Raw genomic sequence first — 25,855 nt, 5'->3', positions numbered from 1 at the left:
ATACAGAAATAGCTTACTTTCAGATAGTTCTAAAAGTAAGCTATGTTTTTATCAGCTTGCCGTCGTCATAAGCAACTGGGCTTGCATTGCTTTTAGTTGTACAAACTGTGAGGCGTCTTCCAGCATTCTATTGTTCCGTGAATCCCGGAAATCTGCACGTACCTGCTCCAGATTACTATGAGGATTATCCTTAAGTACAAGAGCCGCCGCCATCGTTCCGGTTCTCCCCACTCCGCCCAGACAATGAATCATCGGTAAATGCTTATCTGATGAACTACGCCCCGGCGCGCCATTTTGGTTACTATTTTTCACCCTATCCGCCAGGTATTCTAACTGATCAGTAGACGGTAACGGCTGGTGATCTGGCCAATTTTTCACATGCAATACCGGGATTGTATACTGCTTTTCCCCGCAGGACAGGTGCATATTGTATTGGTCTATCGCTCCTCCCTGACTGGCTGAGCTCACTTTTTGGCTGTTGGTATGCACCTCGCCAAAAGTGTAGCTCCCTCTGAAATAGGCTGGTAATTGTTTTGCCTGCATCTGATCTTCCGACGTTAACACCACCAGGCACGAGCATTCTTTTTCAAGAAGCATTTTCATATGCGCTTCCAGCGCGTCCGGCGTATTTTTTGGGTACGAACCGGCTAATGCCACAGGCTTACCGTCAAAAGTTAACGTATTCACTGGCACAGGCATTCCATCGCTCAGTTTCACTTGGGTTTGCTGATTAATTGGAATGCTGCTGACCGCAAACCGTGCCAGGCCCAGTGTCGGTCCGCTCATCGTCTGTGGCATTGGCGCGCCGGCTTTTATTTTCTCAAGTTCAGCTGTAACGTTTTTCAGTTCTTTAGCAATAACGTGAATTTTTTTTACAGCCTGGGTTAATTCATGGGTAGAGGCTTTATCAATCCACCTCTCAACCACTCCCCCACAGGTTCCCCATTGTGAGAACCTGTCTGCTCCTATCTGAATATTTTTTAACGTTGTAACATAATCATTAAGTTGTTTAGCCTCTGGAATTTTATTTAAATTCTGTAAATTCGTCATTAATGAACGTAGCGGGCCGTTACCTGAAGCCATCTCCTGGAAGTTTTCTCGCAGGCTATTTCCATCCATTTGTTCCAGTTGCGGTATTGTTCTCTTAAGTCCTTTTAGCGCGATATCGAGTAAAGGTTGCTTACTTTCTGCTCCAACATCGTTATTTTTTTCTGCCACTTTTGTATCGCCGCCTTTTATGACTAAAGCGGCATTCATGACACCAACATTATCCTTGCTCTTAATAAGGTTTATAAACCCTTCGTCAGCAGCTTTTACACACTCCGTGATCTGCACTGCTAAACGTTGGGTAAGGGGTTTGTTCATATTTATACGGGACATTAACAGTGCGTTATTGACCGCTGTTTCCCCATATTTTTCCGTTAGTGCCTGGAGAAATGTTTGTAAAATTTTCTGATCCTGTCCCTTGATGTTTTCCGTATGTTTTTGCACCACTTCAGTGTTTTTAAATAACGGCATTTTTCCAAGCCAGGTTAATACTTTTGACGAAAATTTTTCAGGCGCAACATATGCCTTATCCGTATTTTCCTTAGCAATATAAAGTCGGGCATCATTCGACACACCAACTTTTGAAAACGAAGACAACGTTAAATTATTCAATTTTCTCTCCTCATACTTTAGCATATTCCTGCAGTATGTTTTTGAGCGCTTCCTGCTGATTCACAAATGACTCAAGCTGCGATATAATATGGTAAGTATTTGTCAGATCGGTAATTGCATGTATAAACAACAACGTCTCAGCAGCCTCAATATACGCTAACGTACCTTCATTATTCGCAGCCAGTTCACCATTAATCACCATAATCTGCCGCCAGATAGAATCGCCACAAACAGGCGATAACGGTATAATCATACCGTTCAATAACCAGATATCATCTTTAGCTTCAATAGACGTAAAAATATCGCTATCGAGTAGTAATAAGCACTGATTGTTGTCGTCAAAAGTGAGCGGTAAACCCAATTTCTCACCAATATTAGCGATAATATCCTGGTGTGCTTGCAATTTACTTTCCTCTTGAATTATATCTTTTATAAGATTGCTTCTTCAAATTTAATCTGGTTACACAATGTCTTGATACTTTTTCGCGCCCATCGCCGGGCGCAATATTTCTCTCCTTTAATCCAGTAGAATAGCCATTCACTACGCATCGGAACACATATCAGCAGCTCCTTCGGATCATTTTCAACATGACGTAACTTGCCTTTAATAACAAAACGCGGACTGTCAGCAATATCATCATATATTGCAGCCATACCTGAACCGGGTACTACGTGTGTGATGATTTTCATAACAATTAATCTTGTTCAATTGTTGTCGAGCGAGAGAAAAATACTACACCCTGGACTCAAGACTTTTTTTAACAACACGGCATATATCCGCAAAGGTCGTCATATCAGGAAGATCGTTTTCATTGCAACTAATGTCAAACTCCTCACTAAGACCAAATACAATATCAATTAAATCCAATGAGTCAGCATAAAGATCCTCAACCAGATGGGTCTGACCATTGATACTATCAACATCAACGGCAATACAGGAGGTGATCACTTTTTTGACTCTTGCTTCAATATCCATATTCATCGCATCTTTCCCGGTTAATTAACGCTGCATGTGCAAGCCATCAACGGTAGTAATAACCCGATCTACGCCAGGTTTATTCAGGTATGACTCGTAAGCCGGGCCAGCTCGCCAGCTACCGTCTCCGATAAGGCCGTCCAGCACATTACTTAACACATAGTCAGTTTCCCCTTTTTGCCTGGTCAACCCCGCCTCTCTGGCAAACTGCAGTGCAATCTCAGCCAGTTTTTCTTTTTGTGGATGATGAGTAATGACCTCTTTAAGCGTATCCATTTTCGCTTTCAATTCTGGGTGCTTGTCAATATCGCTACATTGCGCTTTCAACGCTGCACTCTTTATCGTGTCATTGGGTAATATTTCCGCACGCAAGCCGTCAAACGCTCTGCGTACAGGGAACGGTGTGGAGGTATCCGGCTCCAGGGCTTTACGTATCACACCCAAAAACGCCTCACGGGCGTTGAAATGCATTGAATGCATATTCGTAACGCTCGGTACTGTTGAGAGGAAACTATTTTGCTTAAACTTCAAACCAGAAAATGGGCCAGTCTTATCTGTCTGGCTATTATCATTATCGGTCGTACCGGCTTTATTACCTGTAATTACCGTCGAGTCTGATTGTAAGGTATCGATTTTAACATTCTCAATGCCAGCCAGTTGACTGGCAAGCGGCTTCACATTCACAATCTCTGCCGTCTGGCTTTGCTGTTTATTATCATCAACGCCGTGCACCGTGGCCTGTACCGGCTTGCCGATAATGCTCTTGCTGGTTACGCCATCAACTTCATCAAAAGAGGTTGTTTCACCCGTAGTGCCCTTTTCTGACGTGACCACCTTTCCATCTTTACTTTCGGATGAAGAGTTGGTCACAGCCTCTGCCGTCGCATGAGCCGTGATGTCAATTTTACCTGCGATGCCATGGTCAATTGCCCCTGTGTTGGCGCTGTGTGCCGTCTCCGTTTGATGCGTAGTCGAATCCACACGCGAATGACTATGACTTACGTTGCTGCTGTTAGTCGAATGGTGTGACTCGCCATGGCGTTGGCTGTTATCAATAAATGTTCGGCTATTATCAATCGTCTTCCGGCTATTATCATGGTTGCTATTATCGATATGGCGCTGGCTATTATCGACATGGCTTCGGCTATTGTTAATATGCTTACTGTTATCCACGCTATGGTTACTGCTATCAATATTAATATTGATATTAATACCCGTAGGTTCTGCTTTTTTCCCACCATCAGGTACTGGTCCAGCCGCAGGTTCCGGAATTTTAGGGTCAGGCAGTTTATCTGCAGGAATTTGTGCAAAAACATTACGTAGCAGCAGGGGTATCAACGTTTGCATTTCAAGGTGCCGGGCTTCCCGTCCTACGCTGGTACCCTGCTCTTGCGTTAATTTTTGGTGGCACATATCAAGCGCCTTAACCGCCTTCGCCGCCGCGGCGTCAACAAGCTGCGTAAGATTGCTACGGGTTAACGGATCTAACGTACAGCCAAAGTTATGTTCAATGCAGCTGGCAATATAGGGCATCACCTCCTGCATAACAAGATTCGTCGATAATTTACTTAATTCACCGCCAGTGTTATTTTTGATGATATCTAACAGCTGCTTTTCCAGGTTTTCCAGCTTCGCTTCCGCTTTCTTTGTTTCTGGCAGCCATGGCCCAAAAGCTGACTTTTCTTTCAGGCCATCTTTTATGATTTGCGTGGTATACTCTGCCCCCACCTTCATTAGTAGCGTCTTCGCCTCAGGAGAATCACTGGTGGCGTTGAGCGCTGAACGAAAGAGCCCGGCAAATTCCATTATCGCTTTCTTACCGGCGACATTATTTGAATTGGTGAAAATTTCTTTTAACGCCTCAGCGTCTTTCCCGCATTTAAACAACGCATCCAGACTCGCCTGTTTGATCAGCGCGGGAAAATCTTCCAGTTGCGGGCCTTTAATTTCCCCTGACAGCGTCGCTGTGGCACTTTCTCTGACTGCGGAAAGATTCGCCGCAAGATTCGTGGCCTGCGTTTTGATCTCGGTCTGCATACCTGGCATCATGACGGGGGGCTGAGTTCTTACACTTGTAACCATTATTAATATCCTCTTCTATTATCCTTGCAGGAAGCTTTTGGCGGTTTCCAGGCTGCTACTTATCGTACTGCTCAGCACTTTTACCAGGTTGTCGTACAATGAATTGGCATTGCTGTATTTTTGCGTCAGCGTCTGTAATGTGGTTTTCAGATTTTCTTCCTGTGCTTTAAAACCCGACTGCCAGGCTTGATATTTGGCGTTATCCAGTTCAAGGGCTGAACCCGATCCTATTCCATTAAGATCGCTAACCATTTTGCTCAGTGGCCCCGTATCTACCAGTACGACATAACCAGAACCAGACGCCTTTAGACAGCTGTCCGGTAAATTCAATTCTTTAATCCACTGCTCAGCTTCCGCTTTCGTTGCTGTTGTCACTCCGCTGCCAGTTTGCGAGGGAAATAAAATCGTATTTTTATTTATTTGAGTGTATTTATTAATTAAACTACTTATTTCACTTTTAAGTGAGTCAACATTTAGCTTAATGGTATTTCCATCCTTACCAGGCGATAACCAGCCTCCCATTTTGGAAAGAATATCACTGAAGGCCTGATAAAAATCGGTATAGACTGCGACAACGTTTTCATAAACGCCCAGATAGCTGTCACCTATCGCCGATATATTTTGGGAAACCATATCCCAAATCTCAGCATCAGAAATGGTTGTTCTCGGCTGCGCCATAGGCGAAGCGCTAAATAAGGCCGACGTCGGCGCAGAAAACGCGCTCCGCAGGTTCTCATTTTGTTCTGCGGATAATGACACGCCAGACTTCGCCAGCGCATTCAGGCTGCTGGTCAACTGCTGGCGCGCCAGCGTGCGCTCGTCATTATTCTCTTCAGAGATCGGTGGCGTTGACTGCAGCGTCTGCTGTGCCTGCTGGATTTTAGTAGCCGCCTGCGATAATGAAATGATATCTGTGCCGCGATGTTCTGTGGTAGACGGTACCACGGCAGTCTCGACGTGCTCGCTCGCCGAGGGAGTCTGCGGCCGTTCGGCAACGATCCCCGGATGAGGAGAAGCGGAATAATTTTGAATATTAAGCATAATATCCCCAGTTCGCCATCAGGAGCGCGATTAAATCCCCCCCATGATGGCGTATAGATGACCTTTCAGATTAAGCGCGAATATTGCCTGCGATAGCAGCAAGTGCGGATGCTTTCGACTGGTTAATGCTCTCCATTGTTTTCAGCATTTCCTGAATCAGGCTGGTCGATTTACGTGAACTTTCACGGGCTTCGTCCGATGCGGTGCTGGCAACACGGTTATTCACCTGGCTAATTTGCTGCTCAGAACGTTCCTGAGTAGCGGCGTACTGCCCGGACGCCCCTGCAATACCACCGACCGTGACCGAGTTCTTCATAATCAGATCGCCCGTCATCTGCATCTTGCGCGCATCAATTCGGGTCATATCCATGGTATTCTGCTCAAGACGAATATCGGATTCGACAGACTCAAGACGTTTCGACAGAATAGCCTGATGTTCAGGGGAGATTTGTTTATTACTGTCTTTAATACCCAGACTTTCCGTGGCGCTGGTTCCGGCATTAGATTTAAGCGTCGCATCATTAAGATTTTTCGTCGCATCGGTACCGGTTTTCTTCATATTTAACGATTTCAGAGAATCGACGCCTTCAGCACCGAGTTTGACGCTATTCTGCCCGTTCAGCACGTTTTTAATACTGTGGCTTTCAGTGGTCAGTTTATCGATCTTCGCGGCATTATGTTTAAGCGCGCCTCTTTCATTCTGCAGCCCCTTATATTCCAGTTTGGCGCCCACGCCAGTGATCCCCAACTGAAGCGCGCTCTGGGAAATACTACCGGACAACGCATTCATCCCTTCGCGCATCATGGAGCTTGCCGTCGTTTTAGCTGCATCAAAACTGACTAATGACAACTTACCAGACAGTTTGCTATCAGCCTGGTTCAACGTCAGCATTAACGTATTCGCGGCAGCCAACAGCGCAACGGCACTGGAAGACATTCCGCTAATATCAAAAAACTTTCCGACTTCTGCCTGCTGCTCGCGTAACTGGGTTTGCACAACCTCATTCGCTTTAGTCGTGACATTATTTGCCAGGGCATTCAAATCCTGATTCATGTCGGTATTTTGAATACTGGCTTTTAAAAAGGACGTGATCGTTCCGGGGGTTTGCGTTAATACCCCTGGCGCAGGCGCGCTCAGTGTAGGACTCAACCCCAGGTCACTGACTTTACTGCTGCTAATACCAATACTATTCAGAATATCTTTAGCGCTAACGGATTGCGAAGCTGTCTGTGAACTATTCTCAACAGAATGATTATTTAAATAAGCGGCGGGATTTATTCCCACATTACTAATTAACATATTTTTCTCCCTTTATTTTGGCAGTTTTTATGCGCGACTCTGGCGCAGAATAAAACGCGAAGCATCCGCATTTTGCTGTACCGCAGAAGACATGGCTTTTTGCAGTTCCGCCGTTACCTTCTGGTTTTCACCAAATATTTCTACGGATTGTTTAAGCCACTGCTGAATCTGATCCATGGCAAAACGGGCGAGCATAAAATCAGCAAGCGCCTCGCTGGCATTTTTAATAAATACGCCCTCGGCAACACCACCGGCTGACTGGGCTGCGGTATTCGTGACTTCCATGCCCAACGCCACTTTATTTAGGGTATTACCTACCAGCTCTTTACTTAAGGCATTCGTTTGCAGGCCCATCTTGCTACCCACATTACCCAGACCGCTAGTAATACGTTGCATCCCCTGGGTAAAGAGTTTGCTGCCGTTTTGTGCCAACTGTTTCAGCACGTTAGGCACCAACTTCTTAATCGTTTCGCCCATCATTTTGCTCAGCGCGTTACCCAGTTTCGCCGCCGCGCCTTTCCCGACAACTGCGACCACCACAATGACCGCTACCATGGCAATAGCGGCGACAATCGCACCAACAATGCTGCCGGCCATCTCTGCCGTTTTCTTATCGACGCCTAATCCTTCCAGCGCTTTGGTAATCGCCTTGCCAATCAGCTCCATTAACGGCTTCAGCACATGCTCCATAATCGGGTTTAGCGCCTGCTGAATAAACGACACCCCCGTCGCCGCCTTCACAATTTCATCGGCCACCATTACCGCAAGTCCCACCGCAGCCAGCGCCAGACTCGCCCCACCGGTAAAAACAGCGGCCACAACGCTGACAATGGTTAGCAGCGCGCCGAGGACTTTCCCGATACATCCCATAATGCGGTTCGTTTCCTCGGCTTTGCGCGTCTCTTCCTGGAATTCAGCCGATTTCTTTTCCATCTCCGCCTGACGCCCTTCCTGCAAGGCGTTGAAAAGCGCAAGATCGTTTTGCAGGCTTTCTTCCGTATTTTTGCCCACAATCTCAATAAACATGGCCATGAGCATAGTGAGGCGGGCGACATTTGACAGATTATCCTGCTCACCCTGGGAAACCTGATTCTGAGAGGCGGCATTAGCCGTTCCCTGGAATTTGGTCAGAATGTTATCCGCTTTCTCGGCTTTCGCTTTGGCGTCTGTGCCTGCTTTAACCGTCGCATCCGTGGCCTTATCTAAGGCCTCTTTCGCCTCTGTCGCTTCTTTTCCGGCCTGTTCTACCGCGGCTTCAGCTTGTGCATAGCCGGGGTCAGCCGGGTCCAGCGATTGCAATTTATTTTGCGCCTGCGTCAGTTTTTTGGCCGCAGCGTCATAAACACTCTTGGCGGTATCCGTCTTTTTGATGCTGGCTTCATAGAGATCCGTCGCCTCCTGAGCCTCTCCCAGAGCCGTCTGGAATTCTTTCGATACCTGAATCCCCATCTCTTTTTGTGACTCAATCATCGCCTGCCATACCGCCAGACGAGACTCCAGTTGAGACAGCGAAACATCGCCCAGTAGGGTCATTAACTTGCCAAGCAGTAATGTCAATTGCCCTTCGCTGGAGAGTTTTTCCCGGGCGGCGTCCGTAGGCGGCTTTAGACCCACCGTATTAATAGCGCTCTCGCCGGACTTTGTTCCGGCTTTAAGGTCGCCCGCTTTCGTTGCCACCACATCTTTAAAAGCTTTATCCGCCGCTTTTAAAAAGTCCGTGTTCTTACGAACGCCTTCAAAAGCCGCCTCAGCGAGGCGCGGATTTTGGGTATATCCGCTACGGCTAATGCTACTTGCGTCATTTACCATAATTATTCCTTTTCTTGTTCACTGTGCTGCTCTGTCTCCGCCGTTTTTAGCGCCTCCAGATAGACCAACGCTTTTGCCCGCAGAGACTCATCTTCAGTACGTTCATTGACAAGTTCAAAACACTGTCTGGCTTTTGCCGCCTTACGCATTAATAATTGACACTGCCCGGTAAAAAAAACGGGGCGATAATCATTTTTAAGTAACGTAAACGCTACTGCATAAAGGTCACATGCTTTCTGAAATTGTTTTTTCAGTTGGCATACCGCCGCCAGTCCCATGGTGTAATCGGGATTGTAAAAATCATAAATGCATAAGAAACGAAAGAACGTCTCAGCTTCATCCAGTCGTCCCTGGTTATAAAACTCATAAGCATGAGCATATAAACCGTCCATCATATCTTGAGGGATCCCGTGAACGTCTTTTAGCGTGGCGCCTTCACTAACGGCATCCCAAATCATTTCCGCAACACGTTCTTCGCTGACATTATTTTGATAATCCATTACTTACTCCTGTTATCTGTCACCGACTTTGTAGAACTTAACGACTGCGTTTATCTGATGCAGTTATTAAACCCCGACGGTGGTTAGTGAACATTCAAAAAACGCCCAATGAATACATCGCTACTGCTTTACGCGGCTCAATGTCGTACTTCATTTTCTTGTGGCTGAATAACGTCTTTGCCCGCGTTTTCTACCTCTTCCAGCCAAACCAGAAGACGTAAAACTTCATCAATTTCTTCCAGACTCACCAGATCATAACGGCGATGGGTTTTGAAAAGACTGCGCGCCAGTTTGATATCGACGATCACAGGTACGCCAACCTTCTCCGCATAGGCGCGGACGGCCAGTGCGCGCTGATTCGTTTCATACACCGAGATCATCGGAATCGGCATCAGTTCGGGTTTAAAATAAATCCCGATCGTAATATGCGTGGGGTTGGCAACAATCAGGCGTGAGTTTTCAATATCGGATTTCACCTGTTCAGACAGAATTTCCATATGAACTTCACGTCTTTTAGATTTAACCTCTGGGTTCCCTTCCTGCTCCTTCATTTCACGCTTCACTTCTTCCTTATCCATTTTCATATCTTTCATGGTCAGGAAATATTCCGCAATAGCATCCAATAATAAGACAATCAATGCGCAAGCAAGGCAAGTTAATACCAACGCGAGAAGAAGCTCACGCCAAATGACGGCAATACCTACAATATTGCCATTTAGCTGAGAAAAGATTTCAACCTTATATTTCTTCCAGCAAATGATGGCGGCCACCACAAAGGATGAGAGATACAGTAGGGTTTTGACCGTATCTTTAACCGTTCGCATACTAAAAAGTTTTTTCGCCCCTTCTACCGGGTTTAACGCCGATAAATTAGGTTTTAATGCTTCTGTCGCCAGCACAAAACCGGCCTGTAATAACGCCGGTAATGCGGAACACACTAAGCAGAGCAGCATAAATGGAATCAGATATTTTAACCCTATCCCAAAAACGGCCAAACTGTAGTCAGCCATGCTCTGATCAAAATTATCCGCAATAATGATCTTAATTATCCCCATAAACTCATTAAATGAGCCATACGACACCAGATAGGCAATTCCTCCCAGCGTCAGGCAGGCGATAATGAGATCTTTACTTTTAAATGATTGGCCTTTTTTAGCGGAGTCTTCCAGCCGTTTTTTAGTCGGTTTTTCTGTTTTATTCGAGGACATGCGTCGCCCCTCGCTCGTAAAACCAACTGCTTAATCCTGTGGCCTGGAAAGAGAGTCGCAGTACATTGTCCGGTAGCACCGGAGAGAAATAAAGCAGCATAATTAAAACGGCAATGCCGCTTTTTACCGTCAGTGAAATCGCAAAGGCGTTCATTTGCGGAGCAAAGCGCGACAATAAACCCAGGAATACTTCTGACAGCAACAGCACTAATACCACCGGACTGGCCAGAACCAAGGCGTTTTGAGCCACCTGATTAATAAACGTTAATAGCGGCGGTAATGAAGGCGTGCACTCGTTCATCGGATCGCATAGCTGATAGCTTTTATTTAACACGTCAACCATCGTGACCAGACCGCCGTTTTGTAAATAAACGACAGCGGCAAACATATTCAGGAAATTAGCCATTTCCGAGGTATCAATGCCGTTTGCCGGATCGATACTGCTACTTAGCGTTGCCCCTCGCTGGTTATCGATAATACAACCCAGTGCATGCATAACCCAAAAAGGCCATGACAGCAGACAGCCCAGCATGACGCCTACCGCCGCTTCTTGCAGAACTAACGGGATCATCGCCACCGATAAAAACGGCGGCGCCTCGTTCAATGCATGCGGCCATACTCCCAATGTCACCAGGATGATAATGGCGTTTCTCGGCGCGCCGCTTAATACCCCGCTATTCAAAAACGGCAGGAAGAAAAAAATCGGCGCCACGCGAGCAAACCCTAGTGCCGCAGACGCAACCAGGTGATGAATTTCAAAGTACAACGCGTAAAACATTTTTTACCCCTTAGCCAACGCCAGGAATATCACCTGACGCCCGTAAGAGAGTAAAACTTCGCCATACCAGCCAGACAGTAAAAACAAGCACAAACACACGCCAAGTAATTTAATGCCAAAAGGCAGCGTCTGTTCCTGTAATTGCGTTACCGTCTGGAATAACCCTACCAGGAGGCCGATAATCGTTGCGACAATCGTCGGCCACCCTGACAGGATCAAAACAAGATAGAGCGCCTTATTACCTGCAAACACTAAATCATCCATTTAACTATCCCGTCTCGTAATGATGTCATGTTGCAATGTCCATATACTGTAAAATCAATCCCTTAGACAGTAATGTCCAGCCATCAAGCGCGACAAAAAGCACCAGCTTAATAGGTGTAGATATCGTCACCGGACTCATCATCATCATCCCCAGCGCCAGTAGCACGCTGGATACCACCAGGTCGACGACAACAAAGGGCAAATAGAGATAAAAACCAATTTTAAACGCGCTTTTTATTTCGCTCAGCGCATAAGCAGGTAATAACGCAAATATTGATGGTTTTTCAATTTCATCTTTGTCACGCTTTACCGTCTCGGTCTCTTCTCCATACTGACGCTTCAGTTGCGCGTTTTCAAAAAACTGAACTAACTCGCGATCTGAATATTTGATCAGATAATCGCGATAACCATCCAGACCTTCATCAACGTGCTTACTTAATGACGAAATATCATTAAAGGTGACATCTTCGTCCTCAAAATAGACGTAGGCATCATGCATTATGGGCCACATAACAAACATAGAAAGCAGCAATGCGACGCCGTTAAGCGTCATATTTGAAGGTATCTGCTGCAATCCCAGGGCGTTACGCACCATGACAAATACAATAGAAAATTTAACGAAACAGGTTCCTGACGCAATAATAAATGGCAACAGGGTGGAAAATGCCAGTAAGGCAATTAATGAGATATCATTCCCCATTACCAGACTCGCTCAGCCATTCATGGATCTCAACGCCTAAGGTGTCATTCATCTGTACCAGTTCGCCATTACCCAGCAAAACACCATTCGCCATAATTTCAACGTTAAGTTCAGCATTGGTCGGCAGTGATAATAGCTGCTGCTGCCCCATGGTTTCGAGTTCGGCGAGGGTAACGTTCTTACGATACAAAACAAATTCCAGTTTGACGGGCAATTGGTTCAAGCCAGGCAGAGTTTCTGCAGTTTCAGTTGTATTATTTTCTTCTTCGATATGTTGAATATCTAACGTTTCCACAATAATTCCCCCTTCAACACGGTTGAAATGACCTAACTTTTTCGCGTAGCAATAAACTTCCGCACGGGAAGTACGAATCAGGAGTACATCTCCGATCCCGATTCGGCCCAGCAACGAACGCTGCGTATCACTGCTACCGATTACAAAGCGCAACGGCCAACGCAGCATTTTCGGCCTGCCGCCCCCGACTGCAGGCAGTTCAGGAAGATATTCAAACCACAGGCCGCCCCGATCGCTCATAATGTGCAACAATTTCCCTTCCGGCAGCGCACTTCCCGGCACGGGGTTCTCTACGCATAAACGCCGACAGGACAAATGCGGCACGGGCAACTCAAACGGTCGCTCTGTTGCAGCAAGCCAGGGAACGACCAGGTGCTCAGCGCCAGCAGAAACCGCCGCCCCCGCCAGAGCGGGAGAGACATGCTCAAGCCAGTCCCCAGGTTTAATCCACGCCGACCACCGTTTTTCTGCATCGCTCAACCGAACCCACATTCCCTGTCGCGTCGGATATTCCAGCGTAGCTTCCTGGCCATGGCGCTGGCATTCTGTCGCGGTTTGCGCCAATAGCCATTCGCGACGATCAATCTGTCTCACACGCAATGACATCAGGCGTCATCCTCCTCGCCAGATTGCTGTCTGTGCTGTTGCTGCTGCGGATTTTGTTGATCGTCTCGCGTCAGGTGCCAGCGCTGGGGATTACCGTTTTGCCATTGATCATGCAAACGATGTTCAACCTGCGTATTTGACGGTATTAACGAAAACTCCCCTGCTTGCCGCGCCTGAATATTGACGGAATAGTCATTTCCCCAGCGCTGAAAACGGTAAGTCAGCGAGCTATCCTCCCCTTTCACGCCATCGGCAGTGGGAAAAATAGTCATCATCGGCTTTGATTGCGCCGCTAAAGGCATTTTTTCATCGCCGCCGGTTAATTGGCTAAGATCGGCGATAGTGGTTGGTTGCAGCGGAAGCTGAGAAACATCTTTAACCTTTTTATGATCTTTATCGTCAGGCTTACCGGTATTGGCTGCGGCCATTCGGGCAGGTGCGACATCCCGCGCCAGCGGCGCGCCCTCTTTACGAACGCCTTCGCCCGCGATGGCTTTATTATCCCCAGGCAATGCCTTGATATTATCGTCAGAGATTCCCGTGGCGTTATCGGCTACTTCACTAACGGATTCCACAGCTTTTAAATCAGCAGATAATTTTTTACCGCTTACGTTTTCTAACGGCCTATTTTTAGACGATAGCAACGCTGCGGATTTATCTACTTTGGCCTCCGCAGAGATCAAACCGACAGATTTTTCAGCAGTGACTTTCAACAGTTTTTCAGCAATCCTGAGTTCGCCTTTTCCGTTATGATGCAGACCAGAAACATTACCATTGTGATGTTCTGATTTCGCTGGCGCGCCATGTCGCCATGCCGCCAGCAATACCGGTAAAGCCGTTTCTTTATGCATTACGAAAGCATCGCCATAGTCGCGATCTTTTTTATGATCGGAATATTCTGTCTTATGTTTTTCCACCGCTTTTTTTAATGCTTCTGATAAACCGCCAACCTCATCCTGCTGCGGCAGTAAAATGTTCCCGGATGAACTGACAGCTGACACATCGCCCATTAAATTATCTCCTCTGACTCGGCCTCTTCCTGCTGTATCTCTCGCTGGATATAGTGTCTTTTCTGACGGATTATCCAGCGTTGATAGTTCCCTTCTTTGCGCAACCAATATTTACTTTTTTTCTGAAACTCTTCCCTTTTCTTTTCCAGCTCGCTCCGTTTTTCCTGAATTTGTATAATCTGGAGTTCTAAATCTTTTATCTGCCGGCGAACAATAGACTGCTTACGTAATAACGTATAAATTTCCTCACGACTGAGCTGTCTGTTTTCTGCACGCAGCGTATCTAATAACAATTTCAGACCCGCTATTTGTTCAAGGATCGCCTCCTCCTCGGCCTGCAGCCCGCGGTCCTCATCCTGATAGCGAAGTAATATCGACTCACACTGTGAATGAAATACCGTACAGCGCCGCTGCAATACTTTAATTCTGGTCAGCGAATGCATTCATACCGCTCAACGTGTCATCAAAGGATGAATACTGCGCTACCGGCTGGCATAACCAGGCTTTCAGGCTATCCCGCATCTGCATCGCCCGATCGTTATCGATATTTTCGCCAGGACGATATTCTCCCAAGTCAATGAAAAGCTGGAGCTCTTCCAGACGCGTCATTAATTTACGCACGGCAGATGCCTGTTCAGCATGTGTCGGCGTCGTGACTTGTCCAAAAACGCGGCTTACGCTTTTCAGTACATCGATTGCCGGGTAATGTCCCTGCCCGGCCAGCTTTCTGCTCAGATACAGGTGACCGTCAAGGATAGAGCGAATTTCATCCGCCATCGGGTCCGCCTCTTCCTCGCTTTCCAGCAGTACCGTATAAAAGGCAGTAATGCTTCCCTCGCTGGTCGCCCCGGGGCGTTCCAGCAAGCGGGGCAAATTATCGAATACGGAGGCGGGATAACCTCGACGGGCCGGACGCTCTCCCGACGCCAGTGCCACATCTCGCAAAGCACGCGCATAACGGGTCATGGAATCGATAAAAAGCACGACCCGTTTTCCCTGGTCGCGAAAATATTCCGCTACGGTTGTCGCCAGTTGCGCCGCATTGCAGCGATCGACCGAGGGGAAATCGGAAGTGGCAAAAACCAGCACGCATTTTTCTTTCTTATGCGAAGCGCGCAACATATCCACGAATTCAGTGACCTCGCGGCCTCGTTCACCGATAAGACCAATAACAAAAACATCCGCCTCCGTTTGCTCGATCAGCATATGCATCAGCATGGTCTTACCGCATCCTGCGGAGGCAAAAATGCCCATTCGCTGGCCTACGCCACAGGTCAATAACCCGTCAATCGCGCGCACACCGGTAATCAGCGGTTCACGGACGCCAACGCGCGAAGCGTAAGAAGGCGGTGCGACATCAATAACGCGTTCTTCGCTAATCGGCGCCACTTCAGGGGTAAAACGCTCAACGATTTTCCCTGTCGGATCCAACACCGCGCCTAATACCGAGTATCCCACCCACGCCGATAACGCACGTCCAGTGGGATAAAGCACGACATCGCGGCTCAGCCCCTGGGCATTGCCGATAAGGCTCAGCACGGTGCGTTCCCGCTGTAAGCCAACCACCTGCGCACGTGCAACAACCTGTTTTTGGTGCCAGCCACGGCGTATTTCACACAGCTCGCCAATGGCCACATCGCGCAATTCCGCCTCAATAATTGGGCCGGTTATTTTTTGTGGGTAGGCCAGATATTGCAGTAAACGAGGTGTTTTCATCTCATTAGCGACCGACTAAAAACTTCCAGATAGTTGTAAAACCCATTCAAGGCATTAGAGAACTTTTCACCGTCAGATAAAAAATCCGGATGCACTAAGGCTTTAAGCGTTAGCTCCCCATTCTGCTCCCCCAGTAGTAATTGCCCGCCGCGGACAAACTGGCATCCTTCCATTATGGTCATTACGATTTCATAAGCCCGCTGTTGTAATACCACCATGCTGTCAGCACCCAATTGCGCCCAGATCCATACATCATCGTCCTTGACGCTGATACAGATACTTGGCAATGCAAATAAATCCAGAACAATTGTTGAATGGCTATCTATTCCTCCGATGAGTGAAGGATCGCAACCACTTACTTCCAGTGCGGAACGAACTAATTCAGCGATATCCAAATGTTGCATAGATCTTTTCCTTAATTAAGCCCTTATATTGTTTTTATAACATTCACTGACTTGCTATCTGCTATCTCACCGAAAGATAAAACCTCCAGATCCGGAAAACGACCTTCAATCATTTTCTTAATAAATCGACGGACATCGACAGACGTAAGGAGGACAAGATCTTTATGTGCAATCAATAAATCATCCAACTTAAGTGTAATGAGATCCATCAAATTAGCGGAGGCTTCCGGGTCAAGGCTGAGGAAGGTACTGCCAGAGGTCTGACGGATCCCTTTGCGAATAACATCCTCAACTTCAGCAGATACCATTACTGCTCGTAATTCGCCGCCATTGGCGAATTTATGGCAAATATAACGCGCCATTGCCCCACGAATATGCTCCACAAGGTTAATGACATCTTTTTCTCTTGGCGCCCACAATGCGAGCGCTTCCATAATTAATTTCATATTACGCACGGAAACACGTTCGCTTAACAAACGCTGCAAAACTTCAGATATACGTTGTACCGTGGCATGTCTGAGCACTTCTTTAAGTAAATCAGGAAATTTCGCTTCCAGTTGGTCCAGCATATGTTTTGTTTCCTGAATACCGAAATATTCATTGACGTTGCGCGCCAGCGTCACCGCCAGACAGTGGTAAAGCTCATCAAGCGCGTTCCGCAACACATAGCCAAGCTCCCGCAGTTTCTCCCCCTCTTCATGCGTTACCCAGAAATACTGACTGCTACCTTGCTGATGGATTGTTGGATTAATGCCAAAGGAAACAACTTCATCGGAATAATTTACCACTCGCATCAAATCAAAATAGACCGTAAATTGTTCAACACGGATCTCATTAATCAACAATACGATGCTGTTATCGTCCAGACCCTCGCCATCGCGTAACAATACTTCCGGCAGGCGCACGCCATAATCAATAAAGAACTGACTACGTAGACGCTCCGCAAGTTGAGCTTTTTCCAGATCTTCACGCCGGCTCTTCGGCACAAGTAATATCAACGGTACGGTTTCTGTAGAGACTTTATCGAGATCGCCAATCAGTCCCAACGACGACCCTTCTTTTTCCTCAATACTGAGCGGCTGCTCGCCTTTGCTGGTTTTAGGTTTGGCGGCGCTACGTTTTGCTTCACGGAATTTAAAATAGAAGAGTACGCTTAAAACCACCGATAAAATAACAAATACCGGCAGCGGGAATCCCGGCAGAGTTCCCATTGAAATGGTCAAAATAGCCGTAACAACCAATACAAATGGGTTGTTCAACAGCTGCGTCATGATATTCCGCCCCATATTATCGCTATCGCCATTTACGCGAGTCACGATAAAACCGGCACTAATCGCAATCAACAATGCGGGGATCTGGGCGACAAGACCATCACCAATGGTCAGCATGGTATAAGTAGACAGAGCGGAGGACAAATCCATACCATGGCGGGTCATCCCCACCGAAATACCGCCAATAAAGTTCACAAAGATAATAATGATGCCGGCAATAGCGTCACCTTTGATAAACTTCATCGCACCGTCAAAGGAACCGTAAAGCTGGCTTTCCCTTTCCAGTACACTTCGCCGTTCGCGCGCGGCATCCGCATCAATAATACCGGCCTTCAAATCGGCATCAATACTCATCTGTTTACCGGGCATACCATCCAGAGAAAATCGGGCCGCGACTTCCGCGACGCGTTCTGAACCTTTGGTAATAACGATAAACTGGACCACGGTGACAATAGAGAAGACAACAAAACCCACCGCCAGGCTATCGCCAATAACGAATTGCCCGAACGTGGCGATAATTTCACCGGCATCGGCTTCAATCAAGATAAGACGGCTGGTACTGATCGATAATGCCAGACGAAAGAGCGTGGTAATTAACAGTACCGCAGGAAACGTTGAAAAACTGAGGATTCTGTCAATGTAGAACGACCCCATAAACACCAATATCGCCAGTACGATATTCAGTGCGATCAGGAAATCAACCAGATAGGTAGGTAATGGAATGACGAACATAGAAATGATCATCACCATTAGTACCAGAATCAGTAATTCAGGTCGTAAACGAGCACTGTTAAGTAGAGAAAGCAGCACTATAGGTATCCTGTTAATATTAAATTAAGACAGCTTTTCAATAGTACGACGCTGTTCTGCCATTTCATGCTTGTAGGCAATATCGGTCATACTACGTAACGCCATTAACAATTCTTCCTGCCAATATTCTTCATAAAAGAGTGAAGAGGGTATGGCTTTACATACTTGATAAAATATCTGCAAAAAGGATGCATGTTCCTTATGACTAAGCAATAACGCATTCAAACCTATAATATCGGCTAACAGCGAATCCACTTCATGTGGCTGTTGCAATAGTGAAAGCATCAGTAGTAGCCACGACGACTCCTCCGCATTAAACGCTTTGGTAAACGAATACGACAACAATGTACTCACAAACAGTAGGTCAGCGGAGCGCAACATTTTAAGTTGCGTCAGGCGTCGTAAAAGCTGGCCAAACTCCAGACGCGAACAGCTGGCGTCATTCGCGTCAATATCGGTTAATAGCGAACCCTCGATAAAATCCAGTACCACCAGTCGACGTTGATAGCCATAACTGGCTATCCAGTCAGAGTAAATCTCCACTTCATGTGATTCACTCTGGATAAATTGCCGATAGCTGGCGCGCAATAAGCCTGGTTTTAACGATAATGTTTTCCCAAAAAGCCGGGCCTTCAACGCACAATTAATCCCTGCCTTGAGGGTCTTCGGATCGGTTTGCTCTTCAACGTGCTTAAGTAACGACTCCAGCTTTTTCCGCACGATCTCTTCCAGATCTTTACGACGAAGCAATTCGCGTAACACAAGGACTAAATCACTGGGGTCAGGAAATAAGCTACGCGCCTGACGTAAAAAATCTTCTAACGCGCCGCCATGTACGCTAATTAGCTTTAATATTTGCTTCGCCTTCGGTAAAGCCTCATCCTCCAGCACGCGTTCAAAACTATTAGATAAATTACTGGATTTTTTTTCATAATCGCGACGGTTACGAAATTGCGCCAGCGCCGCTGACATTTCGTCCGTCGACTGGACAAATTTTTGTACTTCCGCCCCTGGAGATGAATCCTCTGCGGCCTGTTGTATTTCCGCCTGTTGCGCATCAGTATGCTGGGTCGCATCCTGGTGAGATGTCTGCCGGGACAATATTCTGGAAAATGAAATACCGGAGGTTGAGCCAGGAATCATTTAATTGCCTCCTGACCTCTATCCAGATAAACACGAACCCATTTCTGTAACTTATCGTCCCCACTCCAGGCACCGCTTTGTTTCAGAATATTGTTTACCGATTCGCTGGCATCCGGCGTTAACGGGTCGACAATTTCTTTTGGTTCAATCATGAATACACGAACAACATTACTTTTATTCTTACTGGAATAACGAAACAGGCTACCAATAAGCGGTAATTTGCCTAAAAACGGAATACTTTGGACAGTATCGGTATTTGCATCCCGTGTATAACCACCGACCAGCAAACTTTTTCCGTGCGGAACTCTCGCAATAGTGCTAATTAACGTTCGTCCGACTTCGGGTAACGCATCTACGGAGGTGGTAGTATCGGATTGCGGCGTCTTATCGTTACCATCTTCAATGTCCAGCGACATTTCTATCTGACCATCTGCGGAAAAACGGGGCAGCACTCGGATCATTGTTCCGTATGTTACATGCTCAAGCGCCACATTACGTTCCCCAATCAGCTTGGTGTAAAACGTTCTGTTGTTATCAAAAATAGCGGGAACATTTTCCTGAGTCAGTAATACCGGGCGCGAAACCACCGTCGCCTGTTTCTTCTCTTCTAACGCATTTACCGCGGCGATGAATCGACTGCCATCGAGGGTACTTATTGAAGCCTGGTTTAATGACACGCCAAGTTTGTCCCCAATAGTAATGCTGCCGCTCCATGAAGTGCCCAAACGCTCCAGATCGCTTTTATTAAGATCGACAATCCACAGGGATAATTCTACGTGACGTTTGGCGACATCCAGCGCTTTAACCAGCATTTCGATAAAATGCACCTGCTCAGCCGTTCCTTTTACTAACAAACTGTTGGTATCCGGATAGGCCACGATTTTAATATTGCCCGCCGCGGCATTTTGCTTTAAAGCTTCCTGCAGACTCATGCCACCGGCATAATTTGCTGCTTTACCTTTTTCTCCATTCGCTGAAAACGCTGGCATCGCCGGAGGTTCGCTACTGACAATATTACCTAAGGGTTGCTCTTCTCCCTGCAATAACCTTTCAATCGCCGTAGCAATACCGGGGATAACCATTTTCTGATCGCGCAGATTGTAGGTACGATCGCCCACGAAGGTATTGTTCAGACGCATCACCCCTATTTTCTGGCGTCCCAGCTCAATACCATCGTTTTGCTTGTCCATCATGGTGGCGGCGTTGACCACCATATCAACATAGACGGGTGGCCCTGAAACATAGAATGTTCCTTTACGGTTATCGCCACGTAGCGGGTAATTTTTGTTATATAAACCTGAGCGTTTTAGAAAATTGTTGAACTCATTGAGTGAGACGTTGCGTAAAGAAACCACGGCATTGCGCATTTCACTGGCGTCATAAATATAGATAGCCTGCCCATCGAAATACCAAATCAGCCCCAGTTGTAGGGAAAGCTTCTCCAGTAATGCGTTAGGATCGTGAAACTCAAAGTTGCCCGTAATTTTTTTTCGTGCCGCCATTTTGCTAACAATGACAGGCTCCTTTAGCTGTAGCGCCATTGCATCGAAAAATGTCCGCAGGCTATCGTCTTTCGCAACAAACCCACTTCCCGTTACAGGTATTTTTTCACTAGAATAACCAGGTGCAACCAGAACAAGCGCGGCACATGCCAGCACTCTGGCCAAAAGAATATGTGTCTTCATTTGTCTGCCAATTGAATAATATTTGATAATTTCCGCGGCGAAACGCCGATCAGCTCTTTGATCTCACTAGAAAAATGTGAAGGCGATGAGTAACCATGATTAACGGCTAATTGGGTGATGTTCTCGCGGCCTTCTACACTATTCAGCAACGATTGCGCCATACGCCAGTTTCGTAATTCACTCTTCGCTTTTCCGCCCAACGCTCTGCTGCACAAACGACGAAAATGGGTATAAGAAACGCCATAGTCTTCTCCCAGCATTCTCATCGTGTTGCCGCTGGTTGACTGAGCGAGTAAATAGCCAACCAACCAGTAACTCTCGCTTTTTCGTAACAGCGCCAGTACCTTATTGAAGGCCGGAGAAGGCGTAATAATTTGCTGCAAAAACCAGTACTCGCAGCGTTTACGATCTTGCCAAATAGCGCGAAACTCAGGACTCAGCAAAACCCATTTATCGGATTCAGCATATGTCGTGTCCACTAATCCTGCGCCATCGATAAATGCCAGTAATTTGCTGAGTACTTCAATTTTTAACGGTCGAAAAACCACGTCTCCTGATACTGGTGCGACAACAGCCTGCTCGCAAAAAAGCAGCGCGCCTTCCTGAATCAGGCAGTTTTCATTGTGTCGGCCTTCAGAAAATGACATATGCAGCTTTTGCGCGGAACACGTCTGTATAAACCATGCTTCCGGGCTGCGGATTTTCCGCTTCTCTCCTTCTTTAAGTACTTCCTGCGTATTTAGCATAGTTGTCAGCACCAGTTAAAAATCATTTTAATATGTAAACAATACCGGGAGCGGGTGGCAAAAACCTGATGCAATCATTATGAAACTGATGCCACCCGCTAATTAAATTGGCCCACTTGCACAGCGCTTGATAATTTAAAATAGAAAATCAGCTCATAGTGTATAAATTCTGGCTTATTATTCTGCAGCAGCAAAAAATCAAATATTGTCATCGGGATGAAGAATTAATTATTTATATCAGGAGTTTTTTTTGCTAGCATTCCTGAAACGCATTCGCCCCCTTATAACTATTGTCAGATAACGTTCTGACGGTTGTGTAAAAACATTGTGCCTCATTCTTCTGTAGTTGGAGTTAATATGAAAAAATTTTATAGCTGTCTTCCTGTCTTTTTACTGATTGGCTGTGCCCAGGTGCCCCTCCCTTCCTCCGTGAGCAAACCTGTACCGCAACCTGGCGCTCAGAAAGAGCAACTGGCCAACGCAAATAGTATTGATGAGTGTCAGTCTCTTCCGTATGTGCCGTCAGACCTTGCGAAGAATAAATCATTATCAAACCAGAACGCTGATAATTCCGCATCAAAAAATAGCGCAATCAGCTCAAGCATTTTTTGCGAAAAATATAAACAAACCAAAGAACAGGCGCTCACCTTCTTCCAGGAACATCCACAATACATGCGTTCGAAAGAAGATGAAGAGCAACTCATGACCGAATTTAAAAAAGTTTTGCTTGAACCCGGAAGTAAGAATTTAAGCATATATCAGACGTTACTTGCTGCCCATGAAAGACTGCAAGCCTTATAAGGCTATATCACCGTTGGCTGAACTCATCATGATATAATTAAGACCATATTTTGCATTGCCACTTAATATCAATATAATTATTATAGCTATGGTCACTTTTACGGTTGGCCATTTGTCTCTTACGTTGCATTTATCAATCTGCTTTTGATACAGCAGCACCTCGCTGCTGCTTTTTTTATTTGCGATAAAGAACGGCCTCCCAGACTTGGGAAATAGCCGAAACTTATACTGACAAACTATCATCTCGTATATCGCGGTAAACTAACATCCCCCTCTTGCCCCACATGTTGGCATTCTTACGATACCCCATCCACTTTTCGCGAATAACGTTCTTTTTACCTGTGACAGCGTATTGACTACCAGGCTAGTATAGCGGCAGAAACGTCCCGATGTCTGGAATGAATGGCAAACAGTCTATAAGGTGATTGAATGGATACGACAGAAGAACTAAACGGAACCTACTTCTACCACGGACAATCGAACCTGTCAGCAGGTGAACTATTTGATGTAATTTTCCTTGAGCAATTTTGTGATGAACCTGGGATTGGCATTGAGTCAGGTGCTGCTATCCTCGCCGGGCAACCGTGGTTAAAAACCAGAACGAAACCGGGAGAGGCAATCAAAGGGACAAGTGTTATCTCCAGGTATGGGAGAATGCTTTTACGAAATGCACAAACTCCTTTCGGTATTAGAGTTCCTACACCCGTTGGTATAAGAATGCGAAAAACAAATAATCTTGCCGCAGTCATAGCACGATATGTTCCATGGTTAGGTTGGGTTGGTCTTGTGAATTCAATTTACCAGGTATCAAGGAGAACTCAGGCAAAATACAACCTAATAGCACGCCCTAAAGATCGTATACAATGGACATCCTTTTGATGGACACAATTCAGCAAGAGGTGTTAACACTCTTCCGTGAAGAGATTCCCGGATATTTAGACAGCAATTGGAAAGAAATCCCTTTAGAACTTGATTCTGATTTATTTGAAGCTCCAGGCGATGACCTGCATGAAGCTTTGGATAAATTTGAAAAAAAATTTAATGTAGATTTATCACAAGTTAAATGGTCGTGTTATTTTCCTTGGGAGAATACTCCACTGCTTACACGATGGCTTAAATTAAAACGGGAAGATATAGAACGAACTCGTAAGCCTTTAACAATCAGAATGTTTTCTGAATCAGCGAAAGCTGGGAAATGGCTTTATGATTAATGAAAAATATGTCGAATTAAACAGGAGTTAATTACTATGAATTTTGTTATTTGGCGCAGTATCATTAAACGATCAACCCCTTTCCTTGTTGCTGTCGTTTAAAACGCTTTATGCTACTTTATCTGCATCTGGTAGGTTATGACAACATGAGGCTTGGTTGAATAATTCAGAATCGGCCAACGATAAGGATACAGGACTCCCACCGGAGCACTCGTTATACGAGCCTGACGCTGGTCGGCATTGCCAACAACGTCATCCAGTTCAGCGCCTTGAGCATCGCCATCGCTTCACCCACCTGCGCGTCATAGTTCCGCAGACTCAGATAGCCGCCCAGCAAGGTTTTAATACGAAACATCGCTGTTTCCACTACTGAACGACGGTGATAGCCCACTTTCTTTTCCAGACCTCATTGCTGCCGCTCCGATGTTGATTCGCCACCGCGTGGTTACGCTCATGGTACTACTTGTCCGGCCAGTATCGCGCACCGCTTCGTGGCGGGATTAGCGGCCTGATTTTTTTCCTCAATAACACATCATGGCAATAGCGCGTGTCATAAGCGCCGTCAGCCGAGGCTTCCCTGATTTTACAGTGAGTCTGGCTAATCAGCCCCGGCAGTGCCTGCGTATCCGTCGTGCCGCTGAGCGAGAAAGTATGCCTTTGCAATTAATCAGTAAAGTGTTGCGCGAGAAATCGTGCATCTTTCAAGCACATCGTCTACTTTAATTAACCGATTCATAAAATATATATTATCTGTTGATTTCTAGCTTGTAGGTTATTTTAATAACTGTGTATTTTAAAGAATAAAAATTAATATCACCCTACTTCTTTGTTATAATACCAGCCTCCAAAGTTGTGCTATAGGAACATCATGGAATTAATTCGTTATGCTGACATCAACAGCGATCTCTATCGCCACATTTGGGTCGTTGGTGATATTCATGGATGTTACTCCTTATTGTTAACCAGACTGGCTCAATTAAATTTCTCTCCTGATACCGATCTCTTGATCTCCACTGGAGATAACATTGATCGAGGAAAAGAAAACCTTGAAACACTGAGACTGTTAAATACCTCATGGTTTATTTCTGTAGTGGGTAATCATGAAGCTATGGCACTTGACGCTTTTGAAACACAGGATGGCAATTTCTGGTATGTAAACGGTGGTTACTGGTACGACTCGGTCACCGAAAAAGACAGGCAAGAAGCCACTGAACTATTACTAACTTTTAAGCAGCGTCCTCACATCATACAGGTTGAAACGTCCTCAAAGAAGTACGTGATTGCCCATGCCGATTATCCAGATGACAGCTACGATTATGAGAAGCAAGTTGATATTGATAGCGTTCTATGGTCACGCGATCGTCTGCTTGGTTCGTTACAGGGGAATATCCATCCAATACGCGGTGCGGATACTTTCATCTTCGGCCATATGATTGTTGACTACACAACAACATTCGCCAATCAAATCTACATTGACACCGGTTCTTTCTGTTCAGGCAATCTGTCTTTTTTTAAAATAAAGTAATCTGGAAATAGAATTATATAATATTAACCCTCCCTGCATTATGGGCAATGATATAGCCTTCAATAAGTACCATTGCCCATTCGTAATAGCGTCTAAATTTCGCGTTTTTCTGCCCATATCATCATTAAGATCGCAGATCAAAAAACGAAGCCGTAATCCGACGCAGGTAGTTACTCGATCGCCTGAGAAGAGTAAAGATCGCACAGCTCAAGATACCTATCGGAAGAAAGCGCAATAACCGTGGTGGCGAAATGGATCGGCTTACCTTCATGCAACACAATCTTGATAGCTGTGGCCGTCGGGATGAAGTTAATG

The 25,855-nt window shown here is 46.0% G+C and carries 26 protein-coding genes and 3 pseudogenes; 5 read left to right on the top strand and 24 right to left on the bottom strand.

The genetic code is table 11. The features are described from left to right. Positions 1–51: 51 nt before the first annotated feature. The 22 genes from sptP to invF all read right to left on the bottom strand — a co-directional run bounded on the left by sptP (position 52) and on the right by invF (position 21,904). On the bottom strand, positions 52–1,683 hold the full coding sequence (gene sptP, locus LCS67_RS04790; RefSeq protein ID WP_000922291.1) for an SPI-1 type III secretion system effector GTPase-activating protein SptP: 1,632 nt from the start codon (positions 1,681–1,683) through the stop codon (positions 52–54). After that, positions 1,670–2,062: a chaperone SicP gene (gene sicP / locus LCS67_RS04785; protein ID WP_001147854.1), complete on the bottom strand. Its 393-nt coding sequence runs from the start codon at positions 2,060–2,062 to the stop codon at positions 1,670–1,672. The genes sptP and sicP overlap by 14 nt, the downstream gene beginning before the upstream one ends. A gap of 26 nt (positions 2,063–2,088) precedes the next feature. After that, positions 2,089–2,349, bottom strand: a complete 261-nt coding sequence (locus LCS67_RS04780) for a hypothetical protein (protein WP_000692251.1) — start codon at positions 2,347–2,349, stop codon at positions 2,089–2,091. Between the two features lie 43 nt (positions 2,350–2,392). Then, positions 2,393–2,641, bottom strand: a complete 249-nt coding sequence (locus LCS67_RS04775; protein ID WP_001055579.1) for an acyl carrier protein — start codon at positions 2,639–2,641, stop codon at positions 2,393–2,395. Positions 2,642–2,659: 18 nt separating this feature from the next. Further along, positions 2,660–4,717, bottom strand: a complete 2,058-nt coding sequence (gene sipA, locus LCS67_RS04770; protein ID WP_080183687.1) for an SPI-1 type III secretion system effector SipA — start codon at positions 4,715–4,717, stop codon at positions 2,660–2,662. A gap of 18 nt (positions 4,718–4,735) precedes the next feature. Next, positions 4,736–5,758 carry an SPI-1 type III secretion system needle tip complex protein SipD gene (gene sipD, locus LCS67_RS04765; protein WP_000932250.1) on the bottom strand — a complete coding sequence of 341 codons (1,023 nt, stop codon included), beginning with the start codon at positions 5,756–5,758 and terminating at the stop codon, positions 4,736–4,738. 70 nt (positions 5,759–5,828) lie between these two features. Continuing rightward, the gene (gene sipC / locus LCS67_RS04760; protein WP_000909019.1) at positions 5,829–7,058 is read right to left on the bottom strand and encodes an SPI-1 type III secretion system needle tip complex protein SipC; all 1,230 of its coding nucleotides are present in this window, start codon (positions 7,056–7,058) and stop codon (positions 5,829–5,831) included. Positions 7,059–7,085: 27 nt separating this feature from the next. After that, positions 7,086–8,867, bottom strand: a complete 1,782-nt coding sequence (sipB, locus tag LCS67_RS04755) for an SPI-1 type III secretion system needle tip complex protein SipB (RefSeq protein ID WP_000245782.1) — start codon at positions 8,865–8,867, stop codon at positions 7,086–7,088. A gap of 2 nt (positions 8,868–8,869) precedes the next feature. Beyond that, complete coding sequence (gene sicA, locus LCS67_RS04750; protein WP_000386309.1) at positions 8,870–9,367, bottom strand: SycD/LcrH family type III secretion system chaperone SicA; 498 nt, start codon at positions 9,365–9,367, stop codon at positions 8,870–8,872. 137 nt (positions 9,368–9,504) lie between these two features. Then, on the bottom strand, positions 9,505–10,575 hold the full coding sequence (gene spaS / locus LCS67_RS04745; protein WP_000097719.1) for an SPI-1 type III secretion system export apparatus protein SpaS: 1,071 nt from the start codon (positions 10,573–10,575) through the stop codon (positions 9,505–9,507). Continuing rightward, positions 10,562–11,353, bottom strand: coding sequence for an SPI-1 type III secretion system export apparatus protein SpaR (gene spaR / locus LCS67_RS04740; RefSeq protein ID WP_023214354.1), 792 nt, complete (start codon positions 11,351–11,353; stop codon positions 10,562–10,564). The genes spaS and spaR overlap by 14 nt, the downstream gene beginning before the upstream one ends. 3 nt (positions 11,354–11,356) lie before the next feature. After that, positions 11,357–11,617 carry an SPI-1 type III secretion system export apparatus protein SpaQ gene (gene spaQ, locus LCS67_RS04735; RefSeq protein WP_000342503.1) on the bottom strand — a complete coding sequence of 87 codons (261 nt, stop codon included), beginning with the start codon at positions 11,615–11,617 and terminating at the stop codon, positions 11,357–11,359. Positions 11,618–11,642: 25 nt separating this feature from the next. Further along, positions 11,643–12,317, bottom strand: coding sequence for an SPI-1 type III secretion system export apparatus protein SpaP (gene spaP / locus LCS67_RS04730; protein ID WP_000526016.1), 675 nt, complete (start codon positions 12,315–12,317; stop codon positions 11,643–11,645). Further along, positions 12,307–13,218, bottom strand: a complete 912-nt coding sequence (gene spaO, locus LCS67_RS04725) for an SPI-1 type III secretion system protein SpaO (RefSeq protein WP_000058727.1) — start codon at positions 13,216–13,218, stop codon at positions 12,307–12,309. Before spaO ends, spaP begins: the two co-directional genes overlap by 11 nt. Continuing rightward, positions 13,218–14,228 carry an SPI-1 type III secretion system protein SpaN gene (spaN, locus tag LCS67_RS04720; RefSeq protein ID WP_000503095.1) on the bottom strand — a complete coding sequence of 337 codons (1,011 nt, stop codon included), beginning with the start codon at positions 14,226–14,228 and terminating at the stop codon, positions 13,218–13,220. The genes spaO and spaN overlap by 1 nt, the downstream gene beginning before the upstream one ends. Further along, on the bottom strand, positions 14,228–14,671 hold the full coding sequence (gene spaM / locus LCS67_RS04715; RefSeq protein WP_000555884.1) for an SPI-1 type III secretion system protein SpaM: 444 nt from the start codon (positions 14,669–14,671) through the stop codon (positions 14,228–14,230). The genes spaN and spaM overlap by 1 nt, the downstream gene beginning before the upstream one ends. After that, the gene (gene invC / locus LCS67_RS04710) at positions 14,649–15,944 is read right to left on the bottom strand and encodes a SctN family type III secretion system ATPase InvC (RefSeq protein ID WP_000856766.1); all 1,296 of its coding nucleotides are present in this window, start codon (positions 15,942–15,944) and stop codon (positions 14,649–14,651) included. Before invC ends, spaM begins: the two co-directional genes overlap by 23 nt. Continuing rightward, positions 15,941–16,348 carry an SPI-1 type III secretion system chaperone SpaK gene (gene spaK, locus LCS67_RS04705; RefSeq protein ID WP_001164070.1) on the bottom strand — a complete coding sequence of 136 codons (408 nt, stop codon included), beginning with the start codon at positions 16,346–16,348 and terminating at the stop codon, positions 15,941–15,943. Before spaK ends, invC begins: the two co-directional genes overlap by 4 nt. A 23-nt stretch (positions 16,349–16,371) precedes the next feature. Beyond that, on the bottom strand, positions 16,372–18,429 hold the full coding sequence (gene invA, locus LCS67_RS04700) for a type III secretion system export apparatus protein InvA (RefSeq protein WP_000927219.1): 2,058 nt from the start codon (positions 18,427–18,429) through the stop codon (positions 16,372–16,374). Positions 18,430–18,453: 24 nt separating this feature from the next. Continuing rightward, complete coding sequence (gene invE / locus LCS67_RS04695; RefSeq protein ID WP_000612171.1) at positions 18,454–19,572, bottom strand: type III secretion system gatekeeper InvE; 1,119 nt, start codon at positions 19,570–19,572, stop codon at positions 18,454–18,456. After that, the gene (gene invG / locus LCS67_RS04690; RefSeq protein ID WP_000848099.1) at positions 19,569–21,257 is read right to left on the bottom strand and encodes a type III secretion system outer membrane ring protein InvG; all 1,689 of its coding nucleotides are present in this window, start codon (positions 21,255–21,257) and stop codon (positions 19,569–19,571) included. The genes invE and invG overlap by 4 nt, the downstream gene beginning before the upstream one ends. Continuing rightward, the gene (gene invF / locus LCS67_RS04685; protein ID WP_077916025.1) at positions 21,254–21,904 is read right to left on the bottom strand and encodes a type III secretion system transcriptional activator InvF; all 651 of its coding nucleotides are present in this window, start codon (positions 21,902–21,904) and stop codon (positions 21,254–21,256) included. Before invF ends, invG begins: the two co-directional genes overlap by 4 nt. A 456-nt stretch (positions 21,905–22,360) precedes the next feature. Here invF and invH point away from each other — a divergent pair, with 456 nt between their 5' ends. From invH to LCS67_RS04665, 4 genes and pseudogenes are all read left to right on the top strand, one after another. Then, the gene (gene invH / locus LCS67_RS04680; protein ID WP_023136972.1) at positions 22,361–22,804 is read left to right on the top strand and encodes an SPI-1 type III secretion system invasion lipoprotein InvH; all 444 of its coding nucleotides are present in this window, start codon (positions 22,361–22,363) and stop codon (positions 22,802–22,804) included. 429 nt (positions 22,805–23,233) lie between these two features. Further along, the gene (locus tag LCS67_RS04675) at positions 23,234–23,683 is read left to right on the top strand and encodes an STM2901 family protein (RefSeq protein ID WP_000381614.1); all 450 of its coding nucleotides are present in this window, start codon (positions 23,234–23,236) and stop codon (positions 23,681–23,683) included. Next, entirely contained in the window at positions 23,668–24,015 is a 348-nt protein-coding gene (locus LCS67_RS04670) for a DUF1493 family protein (RefSeq protein ID WP_023220797.1), read from the top strand. The genes LCS67_RS04675 and LCS67_RS04670 overlap by 16 nt, the downstream gene beginning before the upstream one ends. Positions 24,016–24,064: 49 nt before the next feature. Then, positions 24,065–24,157 (top strand): annotated as a pseudogene (locus LCS67_RS04665) (GNAT family N-acetyltransferase); the annotation flags it as partial. Between the two features lie 72 nt (positions 24,158–24,229). On the opposite strand, the pseudogene LCS67_RS04660 reads toward LCS67_RS04665, so the two are convergent. Continuing rightward, positions 24,230–24,660 (bottom strand): annotated as a pseudogene (locus tag LCS67_RS04660) (transposase); the annotation flags it as partial. Between the two features lie 223 nt (positions 24,661–24,883). Between LCS67_RS04660 and pphB the strand changes: the two are divergent. Further along, positions 24,884–25,540, top strand: coding sequence for a protein-serine/threonine phosphatase (gene pphB / locus LCS67_RS04655; protein WP_000420460.1), 657 nt, complete (start codon positions 24,884–24,886; stop codon positions 25,538–25,540). A 170-nt stretch (positions 25,541–25,710) separates the two neighbouring features. Here pphB and LCS67_RS04650 read toward each other — a convergent pair. Continuing rightward, positions 25,711–25,833, bottom strand: a pseudogene (locus LCS67_RS04650) (cytoplasmic protein); the annotation flags it as partial. Between the last annotated feature and the right edge of the window lie 22 nt (positions 25,834–25,855).

It is taken from the genome of Salmonella sp. A7 (genome assembly GCF_020181675.1).
Classification (GTDB): domain Bacteria; phylum Pseudomonadota; class Gammaproteobacteria; order Enterobacterales; family Enterobacteriaceae; genus Salmonella; species Salmonella enterica.
This window is presented reverse-complemented; position numbering and strand designations above follow the sequence as displayed.

Excerpts from the sequence above, each read along its gene's own strand:
- pphB (WP_000420460.1), top strand. The coding sequence starts at position 24,884 with ATGGAATTAATTCGTTATGCTGACATCAACAGCGATCTCTATCGCCAC.
- LCS67_RS04675 (WP_000381614.1), top strand. The coding sequence starts at position 23,234 with ATGGATACGACAGAAGAACTAAACGGAACCTACTTCTACCACGGACAA.
- spaO (WP_000058727.1), bottom strand. The coding sequence starts at position 13,218 with ATGTCATTGCGTGTGAGACAGATTGATCGTCGCGAATGGCTATTGGCG.
- sicA (WP_000386309.1), bottom strand. The coding sequence starts at position 9,367 with ATGGATTATCAAAATAATGTCAGCGAAGAACGTGTTGCGGAAATGATT.
- sipB (WP_000245782.1), bottom strand. The coding sequence starts at position 8,867 with ATGGTAAATGACGCAAGTAGCATTAGCCGTAGCGGATATACCCAAAAT.
- LCS67_RS04780 (WP_000692251.1), bottom strand. The coding sequence starts at position 2,349 with ATGAAAATCATCACACACGTAGTACCCGGTTCAGGTATGGCTGCAATA.
- invE (WP_000612171.1), bottom strand. The coding sequence starts at position 19,572 with ATGATTCCTGGCTCAACCTCCGGTATTTCATTTTCCAGAATATTGTCC.
- sipC (WP_000909019.1), bottom strand. The coding sequence starts at position 7,058 with ATGTTAATTAGTAATGTGGGAATAAATCCCGCCGCTTATTTAAATAAT.
- invG (WP_000848099.1), bottom strand. The coding sequence starts at position 21,257 with ATGAAGACACATATTCTTTTGGCCAGAGTGCTGGCATGTGCCGCGCTT.
- sptP (WP_000922291.1), bottom strand. The coding sequence starts at position 1,683 with ATGCTAAAGTATGAGGAGAGAAAATTGAATAATTTAACGTTGTCTTCG.
- spaQ (WP_000342503.1), bottom strand. The coding sequence starts at position 11,617 with ATGGATGATTTAGTGTTTGCAGGTAATAAGGCGCTCTATCTTGTTTTG.
- sipA (WP_080183687.1), bottom strand. The coding sequence starts at position 4,717 with ATGGTTACAAGTGTAAGAACTCAGCCCCCCGTCATGATGCCAGGTATG.
- spaK (WP_001164070.1), bottom strand. The coding sequence starts at position 16,348 with ATGCAACATTTGGATATCGCTGAATTAGTTCGTTCCGCACTGGAAGTA.
- invH (WP_023136972.1), top strand. The coding sequence starts at position 22,361 with ATGAAAAAATTTTATAGCTGTCTTCCTGTCTTTTTACTGATTGGCTGT.
- invF (WP_077916025.1), bottom strand. The coding sequence starts at position 21,904 with ATGTCATTTTCTGAAGGCCGACACAATGAAAACTGCCTGATTCAGGAA.
- LCS67_RS04775 (WP_001055579.1), bottom strand. The coding sequence starts at position 2,641 with ATGAATATGGATATTGAAGCAAGAGTCAAAAAAGTGATCACCTCCTGT.
- spaM (WP_000555884.1), bottom strand. The coding sequence starts at position 14,671 with ATGCATTCGCTGACCAGAATTAAAGTATTGCAGCGGCGCTGTACGGTA.
- spaP (WP_000526016.1), bottom strand. The coding sequence starts at position 12,317 with ATGGGGAATGATATCTCATTAATTGCCTTACTGGCATTTTCCACCCTG.
- invC (WP_000856766.1), bottom strand. The coding sequence starts at position 15,944 with ATGAAAACACCTCGTTTACTGCAATATCTGGCCTACCCACAAAAAATA.
- spaN (WP_000503095.1), bottom strand. The coding sequence starts at position 14,228 with ATGGGCGATGTGTCAGCTGTCAGTTCATCCGGGAACATTTTACTGCCG.
- sipD (WP_000932250.1), bottom strand. The coding sequence starts at position 5,758 with ATGCTTAATATTCAAAATTATTCCGCTTCTCCTCATCCGGGGATCGTT.
- LCS67_RS04670 (WP_023220797.1), top strand. The coding sequence starts at position 23,668 with ATGGACATCCTTTTGATGGACACAATTCAGCAAGAGGTGTTAACACTC.
- spaR (WP_023214354.1), bottom strand. The coding sequence starts at position 11,353 with ATGTTTTACGCGTTGTACTTTGAAATTCATCACCTGGTTGCGTCTGCG.
- spaS (WP_000097719.1), bottom strand. The coding sequence starts at position 10,575 with ATGTCCTCGAATAAAACAGAAAAACCGACTAAAAAACGGCTGGAAGAC.